Source organism: Acinetobacter sp. WZC-1, from assembly GCF_052544965.1.
In genome coordinates, this window is the sequence record NZ_CP199370.1 from 2278598 (window position 1) to 2292212 (window position 13615).

12 protein-coding genes are annotated in these 13615 nt (G+C 43.2%); 3 read left to right on the forward strand and 9 right to left on the reverse strand.

What is annotated here, in order from left to right; all coding sequences use genetic code 11:
• Positions 1 to 28: 28 nt before the first annotated feature.
• The 4 genes from ACT6PV_RS10490 to ACT6PV_RS10505 all read right to left on the reverse strand — a co-directional run bounded on the left by ACT6PV_RS10490 (position 29) and on the right by ACT6PV_RS10505 (position 5005).
• A complete protein-coding gene (locus ACT6PV_RS10490) occupies positions 29 to 1042 on the reverse strand; it encodes a fimbrial protein (protein ID WP_445116311.1) in 1014 nt (337 codons plus the stop codon).
• Complete coding sequence (locus tag ACT6PV_RS10495; protein ID WP_445116312.1) at positions 1039 to 3600, reverse strand: fimbria/pilus outer membrane usher protein; 2562 nt, start codon at positions 3598 to 3600, stop codon at positions 1039 to 1041. Before ACT6PV_RS10495 ends, ACT6PV_RS10490 begins: the two co-directional genes overlap by 4 nt.
• A gap of 72 nt (positions 3601 to 3672) precedes the next feature.
• Positions 3673 to 4398 (reverse strand): fimbrial biogenesis chaperone, encoded by a 726-nt coding sequence (locus ACT6PV_RS10500; RefSeq protein WP_445116313.1) that lies wholly within the window; start codon positions 4396 to 4398, stop codon positions 3673 to 3675.
• A 73-nt stretch (positions 4399 to 4471) separates the two neighbouring features.
• Positions 4472 to 5005 (reverse strand): fimbrial protein, encoded by a 534-nt coding sequence (locus ACT6PV_RS10505; protein WP_445116314.1) that lies wholly within the window; start codon positions 5003 to 5005, stop codon positions 4472 to 4474.
• A gap of 634 nt (positions 5006 to 5639) precedes the next feature.
• Between ACT6PV_RS10505 and ACT6PV_RS10510 the strand changes: the two genes are divergently transcribed.
• A complete protein-coding gene (locus ACT6PV_RS10510; RefSeq protein ID WP_445116315.1) occupies positions 5640 to 5846 on the forward strand; it encodes a hypothetical protein in 207 nt (68 codons plus the stop codon).
• Positions 5847 to 6128: 282 nt separating this feature from the next.
• Here the strand turns inward: ACT6PV_RS10510 and ACT6PV_RS10515 are convergent, their stop codons facing one another.
• The 3 genes from ACT6PV_RS10515 to rluD all read right to left on the reverse strand — a co-directional run bounded on the left by ACT6PV_RS10515 (position 6129) and on the right by rluD (position 8590).
• The gene (locus ACT6PV_RS10515; protein ID WP_445116316.1) at positions 6129 to 6689 is read right to left on the reverse strand and encodes a flavodoxin family protein; all 561 of its coding nucleotides are present in this window, start codon (positions 6687 to 6689) and stop codon (positions 6129 to 6131) included.
• 42 nt (positions 6690 to 6731) lie between these two features.
• A complete protein-coding gene (pgeF, locus tag ACT6PV_RS10520; RefSeq protein ID WP_445116317.1) occupies positions 6732 to 7472 on the reverse strand; it encodes a peptidoglycan editing factor PgeF in 741 nt (246 codons plus the stop codon).
• Between the two features lie 65 nt (positions 7473 to 7537).
• A complete protein-coding gene (rluD, locus tag ACT6PV_RS10525; protein ID WP_445116318.1) occupies positions 7538 to 8590 on the reverse strand; it encodes a 23S rRNA pseudouridine(1911/1915/1917) synthase RluD in 1053 nt (350 codons plus the stop codon).
• 71 nt (positions 8591 to 8661) lie between these two features.
• Here rluD and ACT6PV_RS10530 point away from each other — a divergent pair, with 71 nt between their 5' ends.
• Together ACT6PV_RS10530 and ACT6PV_RS10535 are read left to right on the forward strand one after the other, a co-directional pair.
• Positions 8662 to 9765 (forward strand): outer membrane protein assembly factor BamD, encoded by a 1104-nt coding sequence (locus ACT6PV_RS10530; RefSeq protein WP_445116319.1) that lies wholly within the window; start codon positions 8662 to 8664, stop codon positions 9763 to 9765.
• 217 nt (positions 9766 to 9982) lie between these two features.
• A protein-coding gene (locus ACT6PV_RS10535) for an IS5 family transposase (RefSeq protein WP_445114676.1) occupies positions 9983 to 10796 on the forward strand; the annotation gives its coding sequence in 2 pieces (ribosomal slippage) (positions 9983 to 10365 and positions 10364 to 10796; 816 coding nt in all).
• 1 nt (position 10797) lies between these two features.
• On the opposite strand, the gene ACT6PV_RS10540 is transcribed toward ACT6PV_RS10535, so the two are convergent.
• Positions 10798 to 12549 carry an esterase/lipase family protein gene (locus ACT6PV_RS10540; RefSeq protein WP_445116320.1) on the reverse strand — a complete coding sequence of 584 codons (1752 nt, stop codon included), beginning with the start codon at positions 12547 to 12549 and terminating at the stop codon, positions 10798 to 10800.
• 4 nt (positions 12550 to 12553) lie between these two features.
• On the reverse strand, positions 12554 to 13609 hold the full coding sequence (locus tag ACT6PV_RS10545; protein ID WP_445116321.1) for a T6SS immunity protein Tli4 family protein: 1056 nt from the start codon (positions 13607 to 13609) through the stop codon (positions 12554 to 12556).
• Positions 13610 to 13615 lie beyond the last annotated feature (6 nt).

Genomic DNA, 13615 nt, shown 5'->3' on the forward strand with positions numbered 1-13615 from the left:
AAAAATTATAAATTGTGATTCAATTCTTTTAATCATATTCAATTGTGACTGTTGCCATTCCTCTGACTGTACCCGGTGAAACATTTGACGCAGTCTGATAATAACGTGCTTTCATTGGCACATTATATTGAATACTCTGGTTGGATCTCAGTGTCCCCAATGTCAGTTTGTCGTTTTTGGCAATCACTTTATTTTGTTTCTGATAATCCCATACCAATTGTACCCCAACGCCATTGGCCCGGGTCCGTGCCGGTGCGTCATTGGCCAGCACCTGGTTATTGGTTCCCGTTGCTGCGTTATAGTCAAAACTCAGGCTGATCTTATTACTTTCTGTATAATCGCTCGGACTTTTACCCCCATTACATAGAATATTCAGGTCAAATGCCTGTTCACCCTGAGTGGAACCAATACCCTTGAAGTCCGCCTTATTCACTGTTGGAAGCTGCACGGTTTTATTGATGTTCCCCTGCCATTCACATGATGATGATGCGATGGTAATGGCATTACCATAGACCGTACTGGTCAGTAAAGGCCTGCCTGCGCCCATACTCTCTTCATAGTAATTACTATAGCGCCCGGGAACCAATGCTCCAGAGCCGGTTTCCGATCCAGTTTTTATAATTTCAACAACAAAGAAACCCGCACCCAATACTTTATTCCCTCGTGGAGAACTCACACGATAAGGATAATAGCCTGAAAAGGTATCATCTGCAGGCAACTCACGATACAGACGAATGCCAATTCCTGGAATATTGGTATTATAAATATTATTGCCTAAAGGGCTGGCGGAATTGTTCTGATCAAGAATTGCCCGATTGACACCGCCATTTCGATCACAGGTCCAAGTACTGCCCCTTGGATAAGAGAACGTCGCCTTACGCAAAATTTTACCTACTTCATCACTGGGGCGCACCACGACACGACCCACAGACATACTGACATCAATTGCACTGTAATTCGTCATATTACAAGCTGCCTGCACCTCGCTAATACAGGCGCTTCCGGCAATAAATAAAATACTGTTTAAAATTTTATAGTTCATTGACATACCGCCTCTGCCATCAACATACTTTGTTTCCTGTCTGCAGCCTGCGCTGTTACATCATACCGGATCTGACATTGCTGATCCGCTTCATCACCCCATTTTACAGTGACTGTATCTGCTGTGGCATTGGTACGCAAATAAACCATACTGCCCTGTGCAACCATACCGATATTTTCACCTTTTGAATCATAAGCTTCTGCGGCAAATGGCAGTGTACCACCCTGCGGCGTCAGACCATGAATATAAATCGCCTTCCCGCTTTTGGTTGCAAAACTGACCTGAGCAATGGCACCGGAATAAGGCGCAATACGCTGGCTGGTTTCTTCCAGCTCCACCTCAGTCGACATATCCTGAGGATCAAGCGTAATGTCATTCAGACGATACGGTGTAACATAAGGAATAACCGCATAACCGGATTTATTGATACTTAAACCGGTTGTATTGTTGACTTTGGCACCGGCTGCTTCAGGTGCATGAACCAATACCATGGTCTGGCCCTGATCCGGACCGAATAAAACACCACCGCCATGCGCCACAATATTACCCCGTGCAGACAGCATGGCCTGCTCATACTGGTCAGCAATACTGTAGGATGCTCCAACTGTTGCAAAGTTGGTCCGATACTGAGCATTCATGTTCAGACTCGGATTATCTCCAAAACGGTCTGACATGGAAGTTCCATAATTGAAGCGGTCCCCGACTGTACCACTGACCCCCAGCGTCGTATCATCACGGGTGGTGACGGAATTGATGTTCATGGAATGTTTCTTAAACGTCAATGGCAACGACAGTGTCAGCATATACTCAGTATCATTGCTGCGCTGATTGGATGCATTATCTTCCACAATACGTCTGATTGCAGAAAGTCCATAGGTCAATCCCTGATAGGAGTTACTATAGCCGACCTGATACTGACGTGTGGTTTCCTGACGGTTCCAGTAATCAACCCATGAACCGGTTGCATAAATATTGCCCCATTTTTCAGGTAATCCCTGGTTCAGGGTAATCTGAAATTCACTGCGCTGTTTACCCACATGAGTGGAACTGATGCCTTTGTCATCCAGATCCTGCACCTGTAAGGCATCACGTAATTTATAAAAGTTTTCGGTGGAGTAGCGGTATGCTGCCAGGGTCAGGTTGGTATCGGTCGGGGTAATTAATTTACTGTAGCTGAGACGGAAACTCTGACCTGATTCCTTTTTACGGCGACTGAAATCCGCCTCTGAATGCGTCATATCCAGTGCAATTGCACCAATCGGGGTCGCAAATGCACTCCCCACTGTCAGCGCCGCGTAATCTTCGGATACCTGAACACCACCATAACCGGTAATATAGTTATTAATCCCGTACTGGTATTTACCCTGTACAATCCACGGATCCAGATCAATGTCCTTATCGCGGAACTTACCGGCAGTCACAGCATAACGGCTCATGCCCGGACGCAGCATCTGCACTACGGAAGCATAGGGAATGGAAAAGCGCTGGATTTCACCATCTGCTTCCAGAACGGAAACCTCAAGCTCGCCACCAAAACCCGTAGGATAAAGATCGTTAATTTCAAAACTGCCGGGTGCTACTGTGGTCTGATAAATCAGCTGACCCTGCTGGCGGACTTCAACCTTGGCATTGGTTTTGGCATTACCACGAATACGTGGCGCATAACCGACCATACTGTTTGGCAGCATCCGGTCATCACTGGAGAAATCGACACCACGATAGCCGAATGAATCAAAAATTTCACCGTCAGTAAAGCTGTCCCCCAGGGTTAAAACACCTCGGTATTCAGGAAAGGCCCGCTGTACATAGGTACTGATGGCATCATAACTTGATTTTGACTCACCCTCAGTGGCTTCATCCTGCCATTGCCATTGGCCATTATGACGGAATTGCCAACCGGCAAGATTGGCACCTGTGGCAATGGAAGTGAAGGCATTGGTACGTTCTTCATTGCCCTGAAACCGATTAAATGTCTTATAGGCACTGGCATTATAGGACAGGAATGCAGCATTGATGCCACGATCCCATACACTCGGATCAACATAGCCCTGCGCATTTTTCTGCATGGCCACCTGAGGAATGGACACGTCGATACGTAATCGTGAGGTATCGAACTCATAAAATGCATCATCAATCCACTGCTCAATCTTCTGGCAGTCAGCCGTTGGCGTCATGGTAGCTGATTTAAGCTTAAGAACTTCCGGTTTTACCCCGTATTCGAGTAATTTATTCTGAGTAAAACAGGTAAAGGCATTTTCCTTGTTATCAAATGCCTTAAACAGCATACGATGTTTACCAAACCAGTTTCCGTTGACATAGACATCGACATTATAGTCACCCGGTAAAACCGGATTCCCGTATTTAAAACGGTCCACATCAATTTTTTTAGCGTCACCAATTAAAAAGGCCGAGTCAAATTCCGCCTCTTCAGCAATCTGAGGCTGCTGTGGTTCATTAGCGTGTACAAGCGCAGGCACGGTCAGTGTAATGGCGCCACAAGCTAAATAATAGCTCACATGACGCTTGACCCACTTGTAGTTTTGCTCTTTTTTCTGCATAACAAAAACCGCCCATTAACCGCTGAATAGGTGTGCTAACTGGTAAATCCAATGAATGAACTGAGTCAATAATCAGAATCTGATATTGTGCTCAACACGACCCCCATAGTCGTTGATTGCTGTAAAAGTCATCTTTGCTGTACCGGATGTTTTCAGACTGACTTTTTCTTCTGAAAATGGTTTCAGCATGAGACCTTCAGACAAAATATCCACACGCTTTCCGGCGTTGTCCTGCATGATTGATGTCAGGGTCACATGAAATGGTGTTGGATTTTTAATGGTCAGCACAGCACCCTGACTTGACCACTGTAATTTTTCAGGTGCAAGGGAAACATCCTTAAGACCTGCAGGGCGATAAAAGAATTTAATTCGGGAACGGATAGCCAGCTGTAAAAAGTTTTCCGGCACATCATCCTTATTTTTTGCTGTTGGTTTTGGTGGAATATCCAGCACATTTAACCAATACAGTGTTTCCTGAGTTTTACTGAGTCCACTGGTCTGTGGCAAAGCAGAAATACGTAATGATTGTCCTTTTTTAGCATCCACCCGCGAAATCGGCGGTGTAATCATAAAAGGTGCCTTAGACTGGTCCGGTGTGCTTTTTGCTTCACCTTCATCAATCCATGCCTGAACCAGAGCAGGTTTATTTCCGTTATTGCTCACCTGCATGGTCACTTCACGTGCATCTGATGGATAAATGACACGGGTCCCATGAATAATAATTTCAGCATTTGCACAGCTGAAAGGGATGAGACAGGCAATTAGACTTTTCTGGAAAAAAGAGCGATTCAGCAACATAACAATATCTCTAACTCAATAAAATGAAGAGCTAAGATGATGACCATCTTAGCCCAAATCCGCATTATGCAGATTATTGATAGATAATTGTATATTGAACAGAAGTTGCCACCTGACCGGCAGTGGACGCATCTGTTGCATAGTATTCTGCATAGTAGTTCATGTCTGCAGAACCGGCATCAGCAACGCTCACCCACTGTGAGTTAGTTTGTGCACCTGAAGCACCAGCTGCCAGTACAGGAATGAACTGGTTGTTTGAACCCAGTAACTGAACTTTGACATTCTGAGCGCCGGCAGTGTCCTGGTTGTTTAAACGACCAGTCGCGAAATCTACAGTTGCACCTGGTTCAAAGTAAGTTGCAACTTTACCTTCTGAACAGTTTGCAAGATTAATTGTAAATGGCGTACGACCTGCGACATCACCTGCCTGAGCAAGCGTCTGTCTGGAAACAGTCGGTAAAGTCACCGTAAAATCTTTACCCTGTGGTGTTACGATATCGCAGGTTTTGTCTGTAACCAGACCATTGATTGTGATTGTGCCATCAGCAGCATAAGCAGTTGTGATGCCCAGGATGGTTACAGATGCAAGAAAAGCAATTTTTTTCATTTTGGTTACCCATAAAATATGAAAGAAAGATTCAACACCACGGGTTTGACACCCCAGAATGGTGTGACAATATTAGTATTTATGTTCAAAAAAGTAAACCAGTTCAAACTTTTTGTGTGCAAAATAATAAAAACATTTTGTTTTGCTGCATTTTGTAACCCGATATTGATGGATAAATACCAGCCGGCAATGACCAGATAAATAAATGAAAATAAAATAATTAATTTTAAAATATAAATTTCAGCACAAAAAAACTGCCGGCTCCCGCGACATGACATCCAGGCTGATTTTTATAATGACCTGACAGTCAAACTTTTTGATAAAGCATATATTTTGCTGATTTTAGCCACACATTTCAGCGAAAAACGGCAACAGGGTTCACCGCTGGATTACTGTTATCAATTGTAATATTCCGATTCATCCAGGCAGAATTCCGCAGTTGCAGCGCCATCCCGACCCGGTTGCACTGTTTTATTAACGAACGGTCATCCATATGCAGAAACATGGCATTCATTTTGCTTATTGGTATTACTATTTTTAAAAATCGTAATATTTTAGGCAAAGCAAAAACTATCTAAAAAAGGGGTTTTAATCAAATATAATTAAAACCCCTATAGCCTTAAGATGGCACAAAATGACTTTATTAGAAAAGATAAATTCAGAATTAAATCAAGCATCTATAATTTTATATCAAATTACACATAAAATCCAGATGGCACCGGAACTGGAAAACAGAGAAAATATTCTTCTTATCGCTCAAGCAATGAGTAACATCTTCTTAATTCAAAAAAATATTTATGAACACAATCCAGAATTAAAAGATTCTCTAAGTAAAAAATGACCAGGGGGCTGTCCTCATTTGGTAAATGAGCTTAAAAAATGACTGCTCACATGCTTCAGATGGAATATTTAATGAGCAAATTGCTGCTTTATTAAACAAAATACAGACTAATTTGCTTCGTTAAATGAAATGAGAACACGCCCTGGCAACTTTATCTGAAAACATCCGCAGTTCTTTTGAATACCGGACTAATCCGTCTGCAAGCATGACCCATCATTTCCGGATGCTGTTGAAGCCCGGTTTACTTTGCTGAAATTAAAATATCACTTGATATGAAAAAGCTTACTGGCCTGAATTCAGCCGATAGAGCATGGCTGCAATATATTCCCCAAACCAGAGCGCAGTATTCAGATCACCTTCAGGCGGGGTAATCTCCACAGGTGCATTATCAGACTGGGTCATCAGTCCCAGAAAGCCCGCCAGACGGTTCAGATCTGTCGGTTGTATACCGGTCGGCATTAAAGGCAGGCCGGCCCACAACATGCCATGCTGCATGGCAAACAGGTTAATTTGCTGTAATACCGCAAGTTTGTCACCACTCAAACCACCGGAATTGGTAAATCCAGCCGCCAGTTTGCCTTGCCATGTCCGATCTTTCCAGCGTTTTGAGGTGGTATCCATAAATAATTTAAAGGCGCCGGTTACACTTCCCATATACGCCGGAGATCCGAAAATCAATCCATCTGCCTGATCCAGCACATCCCAGTCAATCTGTTCAATATTCATGACCTGAACCTGAACCTGCATGTTCTGCGCTCCCTGCGCAATAAATTCAGCAACTTTTGCGGTATGGCCAAATGGGCTGTGGTAAACAATGGCAAGGGATCTGGGAGAGTGTGACATATTCATCAAAGACAGAGGATTTCGCTCAAGTTTAACATTAATTCAGCGTATAAACACAAAGGCTGCCATACGACCGGTCACAGCACTACGACGGTAAGAATAATAATCCTGATTCTGCCGCCAGGAACACTGATCTCCACCGAGCACGGTTTCCACACCCTGCCGCCTTAAAATAAAGCGGGCGATGGCATACAGATCAGCATAGTATTTCCCGGGCTTTTCGCCGGCTTTAAAAGCAGAGGTCAGTTCAGCATAGCCTGAACAGAACGCTTCTCTGACTTCTGCCCCGACCTCAAAACAGGGCTGACTTATAGCGGCCCCCAGCCATGCCCAGCTGGCCTCGGTTTTCATGGCATTCAGGGTATTTTCCACGATTCCTCCGGCCAGGCCACGCCAGCCTGCATGCAGGCTGGCCACCTCCGAGCCCTCGGCATTGCCCAGTATCACAGGCAGACAATCGGCCGTCATCATCATCAGGGCATGCCCGTGGGACTGCGTCACCAGGCCATCCCCCGTCCAGGCTTCAAACGGCATTTGTTCATTAATGCCATGACACATCGTACTATGGGTCTGATTCATCCACGTCAGCTGACTGACCCCATATTCAGAAAACTCATTTAACAGCGCCATCCGGTGCTGTTGTACCCGCAGCGGGTTATCCTGAACATGCAACGCCAGGTTAAACCCGGTCAGTTCCGCCTTTTCAGCAGGCTGAGCCTGTGGATGCTGAATCCGGGTCTGGCCTGCATATACTCCTTCCGGTAATCCCTGAACAAATTGCATAGGCTGTCTCCAGTTGATTTAAACCTGCAAAGCCGCACCGACAGAACCGATATGATCAACAACCATTAATATGCTTTATTTTCAGCACGCAACACATTCACCAGTTCCGTAAAGTCATCCGCCCACGGCGCTTCAAACATCATTTCTTCGCCGGTACGCGGATGCACCAGACCAAGCCTGGATGCATGCAGGGCCTGACGCTTAAAATGACGCAGCGCATCGCTGAGTGTTTCCGATGCTCCGGCCGGTACCCGAACCCGGCTGACATAAACCGGGTCCCCCACCAGTGGATAGCCGATATAAGTAAAATGCACCCGAATCTGATGGGTCCGGCCGGTTTCAAGCTGAGCCTGGACACGGGTAAAGTGCTGAAAGCGTTCCTTAACGTTGTAGCGGGTCACCGAATCCCGGCCACCCGGTAACACGGACATTCGGATACGATCCACCGGATGACGCTTAATCGGCTCATCAATCATGCCACCTGCAATAATATTGCCATAGCTGATCAGATCATAAATCCGATAGACCGTCTTATCAGCCAGTTGCTTGCTGAGTGAAAACTGTGCCTCCAGATTTTTTGCAACCACCAGCAGACCACTGGTGTCCTTATCGATACGGTGCACCAGACCGGCTCTTGCCAGTTCAGCGGCTTTCGGATAATGGTACAAAATGGCGTTGACCAGGGTTCCTGTCGGATTGCCTGCCCCCGGATGGACCACCATGCCCACTGGTTTATTGATGACCATAATGTCGTCATCTTCGTAAATAATATCCAATGGAATATTTTCCGGCTGGGCTGAAGTCTGCGCTTCCAGTTCCACCTCAAGTGTCAGTAATTCATTGCCTTCACATTTGTACCGGGGCTTGGTAATGTTACCATTTACCAACAAATGGCCGTCTTTCATCCATTGCTTGAGTTTTTCTCTGGAAAATTCGTTCCAGACCAATGCCGCGACCTGATCAATGCGTTGTCCCAGATAGCTTTCATCCAGTTGAAATTGCAACGATAAACGTGTTGCAGTCACAGCTGAAGTATGATTATCTGCATCCTCAGAATCTTCAGATAAATTGAAATCGTGTTCTGAGAAATCAGGATTGGAAGATTGTGCTGAAGTCATTTGCTCATTCGGACAAAAGTGGTTTAATAGTGCAATTGTAGCCTATTGCCCGTATAAACAGAGGAATTTTTATGTCGCTACCACGTTATAAAGTTACGATGCTTGCTGTATCTTTAAGTTTAGCAACTGCATTAGTGGCCTGTAGCAGCAATCCTAAGAAGGAAGTTGTTGATACCGGTCCACAATCCAGTGAGCAGATTTATTTTGATAAAGCTCAGAAAGCATTGAATCGTGGACAATATAGTGACGCAGCAAAATCACTTGAAGCGCTTGATACCTATTATCCGACCGGACAATATGCTCAGCAGGCTCAACTGGAATTACTGTATACCAAATTCAGGCAAAAGGACTATGAAGGCGTCATTGCGCTTGCAGACCGTTTTATCCGGATGAATCCTCAGCATCCCAATACGGACTACGCCTATTACATCCGCGGTGTTGCCAATATGGAGCAAAACTACGACAGCCTGCTGCGCTATACCTCTTTACAGCAGTCACACCGTGATGTCAGTTACTTAAAGCTTGCTTACCAGAATTTTGTGGATTTCATCCGTCGTTATCCAAGCAGTCAATATGCGGTGGATGCCGCTCAGCGTATGAAATATATCGGAGAGGAACTGGCGGAAAGTGAGATGAATGCAGCCCGTTTCAACCTGAAACGGAAAGCCTGGCTGGCTGCTGTTGAACGCTCGCAATGGGTCATTGAACATTATCCGCAGACGCCGCAGATTCCTGAAGCCCTGGCCACCATGGCGCTGGGTTACGACAAACTGGGCGATAAGGCAACATCACAGCAATATATTGAAATGCTGAAACTGAATTATCCGGATCTGGTCAAATCCAATGGCGAAGTCAATTTACGTGCTGCACGTAAGGAAGGCAGCTGGTGGAATCGTGCCACACTGGGCGTTTTAGGCGAACGTGCCAAAAATGAAGCAGATGAATCCGTCATTCAGGAATCCTCTTCTGCGACCAGGCACAGCTGGTTAAACCGTCTGAGTCTGGGTTTGCTGGACAAACCCGAAGCACCGGCCAGCACTCAATCAAGCAATGCTCAACCCGCCAGCATTCCTCAGACGCCTCAGTCTGAGCAACAGGCGGCTCCCGCGACGCCTGTTACATCAATACCTGCAGTTGAACCAGGCAGTGAAACAGAGACGGATCAGGCTGAATAATCATTCCGTATAGCCAGATATATTTTTTGAGCTACAATAGGTAAACCCTTTTGGATTGCCTGCTATTACCAAAATATATTCAGAAGATTTGCACCGGAAAGTCAGCAGAAGTTTTTAATTTTCACACACATCCAGGTTTATCTAAACTTCGGCTGAATATTATTATCTTTAATAATAGACTTCTTGCGAAAGTATAAAATGGGTTTATAATTTGAGAATGAAATATGAAAATTTAACGCGATTTGATGATCTGGAATTTAAACGTCTGGTTGGAGTTCCGCGCCCTTTATTTTCTAAAATGTTGAGCATTTTGGAAGAGGCAGAACGTGCGAAGAAGAAATCCGGTCGCCCTCATTCCCTGACTCTGCAAGATCAATTACTATTAACTTTGAATTACTTACGCTCATATCGAACTCAGATTGAATTATCTGCTGATTATGGCTTAGCTGAAAGTAATGTGAATCGAACGATTCAGAAAATAGAGAATGCACTTGTTCAATCCCGCCATTTTGTTTTACCGAAGAGAAATCAGGAGATTGAAAATGATGACTTTGTGCTGATTGATGTCACCGAATCACAAATAGAACGCCCTAAAAAAACAGAAAATGTACTATAGTGGGAAAAAGAAGAAACATACGCTTAAGACACAGGTTATTTTTAGTACGAAATTGAATCAAATTATCAGTATCCAGATCGATCCAGGAACAACCCATGACCTTACAATAGCCCGTAAACATGCAAAGGAATTAGCGAATTTTGCGTTTGTTATAGGTGATCTGGCTTATAAGGGTTTTAAAGAGATAAGCAGTAAGTTACTAATTCCAATAAAAAAGTTAAAGAAAAAGGAGCTCTCTCCAGAGGCGAAACTGATCAATAAGGAAATAAGCCGCCGCCGAATTCCAATTGAACATTTAAATAGAAGAATAAAAGTATTTCGTATTCTTAGTGAACGATATAGAAACAGGCGGAGAAGATTTGGCTTAAGAATGAATTTAATTGCAGGGCTTATCAACTGGATGATTAAAATATGACTTACGCAAGAAGTCTAATTTTCACAATTGAATATAAAACTGAACGTCGTACATGATCATTGTTATATGAACCTTGATGGTCAAATCCAGTCATTTTAAATGTCTGCTTTACACCTGCCTGGTTCAAAGGTGCACGACCTGATTGCCAGGGTACTGTACCGTCACCTGTTGAATCCTGATCTGAGATTTTAAACGTTCCAAATTTCCCATTTGTCAATTTAATATATCGCAACCCATTATTCTCTTTTACATTAGCCTTAATATAAGACGATGCACCTGGTCCCATATATGCTGTATCTTTATAAACCTGATGATTATAAGCATCTATTTCTTTCTTGCTCACTCGAGGCAACGTTTTGATTTGCTGTGGCGTTAACCCTTTTAAAGACTTGTCTAAAGTCCAGGTTAAACTCCCAAAACCGATCAACTTCGCATCATCGCCATAATTTACATAGGTGTGAGGATGATATTTGTTGGTGATTTTTTCATGGAATTTTTTTACTAGGTCAATTTTAATTTTATAAACTTCTTTAGCTGGCAATTTGGGATACTCAGCATTAACTTTTTGAGCTGGATTAATCAGTTCTTCTTTGACCATCTCCCACCAGACTTTGTCGGCCTTATAAATTTGTTCATAAGGATCAACCTTGCCGCGAACATTCTTAGTCGGGAGTTTTATCTGCATTAATTGATTATGCTCATTCCTGCCTTGCAAGGTTAACCAGGGTTGGCGATTATTATATTCTGCATTCGGTAACAGTTCTAACCCACCCGGTGCATTGGCAAGTACAGCGGTAGTATGTTCGGCATCTTTCCCCAATACCAACCCTGTTGCGTATGATTTAGCACCTGCTCCTTCTACAGAACCTGCGACAAATCTGCGATACACCGCAGGTGCGCCTTCAGCAGGCATAACACCATGCACCACACCTGCAATATCACTTTCGCGCAGTTGTACCAGTCGACGTGTGAGTAAACCGCCCATCGAATGCGTAACCACAATAAATTTATGAAAACGACCACCGTATTCTTTTTTAATTTTATCGAGTTTTTCTGCAACGATACCCGCACCAATTTCACTGGACTGTAACCAATTATACCCCAGGGCATAAACAGGAAAATGGAAGGCTTTTAAATGCTCGATATCTTTCTGTATGATGTTAATAAAGGGTAGCTGTTGAGGGTGCCATGTCTGGATTTCCTGATTATTCAGAAGACTAAGCCAGTTATCGGTATATTCAGTTGCTTTATTGTAGTGTTCTAATTTTCTTGCATATGCCATTCTTTCGGATCGCATATCCATTGAATCGCCAGAAACTTTATTCATTTCAGGTGGAGATGGTTTGCTTAAAGCAATATTGTTTAAATGCAATTGTAAAAAAGTCAAGATATCACCATAACTTGCCCAATGCACTGTCCCCCAATAACGCTCTCGCAAGGTTTTTTCAGTCAGTTTTAAACGCGGATCAACCTTAATTGTCCCACTGGTGTCTACACGGGTTTTTTCAGGGTCTAATTCCTCTTGTAAAACTGCAGGGGATTTTTGCATACGATCCCATACAGTACTTAATGGCAATGCACTATTTCCGATTCTCCAGACTGGGTTCCCTGCTAAATCACAAATATTTGAACCCATAATGCCTGGGATAAAAATAATCGGAATAGTGTCATTTAACGGCACCTCAACCATTGTACCCATCTTGTTTGCGGTCGGACTGGTTGCAGATTGCGATTTTACGACGGCTTGTGCCATGTTATTAATCCTTTTTATTATTTGGTGAAACCTGGATACTATTTAGAATAAAGTCATTCAACCGTAAAAAATTTTTTTGACTGACATTTGAGTTCAAAGGTTCATCAGGATCCGTCATTACAGCACTGACTAAAGTGTAATAAATATATGGGTCATTTTCGTTGTCTAAAGAACCCAAATATTGCCATGCACCGAGTTCTGAACCACGTTCAAAATGACCACGTCGATGTGCATGATTTAAAACCTCTTGACCCGCTAAACCATGAATGGTTTTTTCGTGTTCTCTCAGATTTTTCATATTGAGATGCAATTTCAACATTTCAGGCAATTCCTGTTGATTTTTCCGCATTAGATCAATTAGTGGAATATCTGAGGTCAATCGAACCCTATGCTCTATATTTGCACGTACACCCGGATAACCTGGAAATTTAAAATACAAATGCCCCCCTGTAAAGGGAATGTTCCTGCTCATATCATCCACTATAAAGAATTCTTTCCAGCATAACCCAGCTTGCTTTTCGTCTTGAGTTGATCTTATTTTTATACTCTTTAAATTATGTTCTATTTCCGCGATTGCCTCATCTAAAAGATCATTACTTGCACCGCTTTTTAAAATGATAAGTTTTCCAGGCCGTAAATAAAGGTAACCGTACATTAGGAAGGCACTCTTGGTATATTCTGTTGGTCTATAAACAATAATATGACTAGTAGAACGCCCAGCCTGTTGAACCGTACCTGATATTTCCTGTTTGAGTAAAACGCCTTCGGTTTTGTGAGGTTCAGTTTTTAGATATTGAATCTTATCATTAATGAGTTTCTGGTAGGCTTCATAAGTTTTAATGCTTTCATCGACTGAAATATCACTGCCGTTGTAGTTAAAGTTACTATATTCCACTTCTGTTTCTTTCGGTACGGTCATTTCTATACGACCAAAACATACTTTTTTCGGATTACTATAATCAATCACCTGGATTCCTTCCTTCTGTTTTTCAACATTTGAACAAGCACTGAAAGACATTGTTGTAAATAAACAAAGAATTATACTCTTAAATAATTTCATATATTA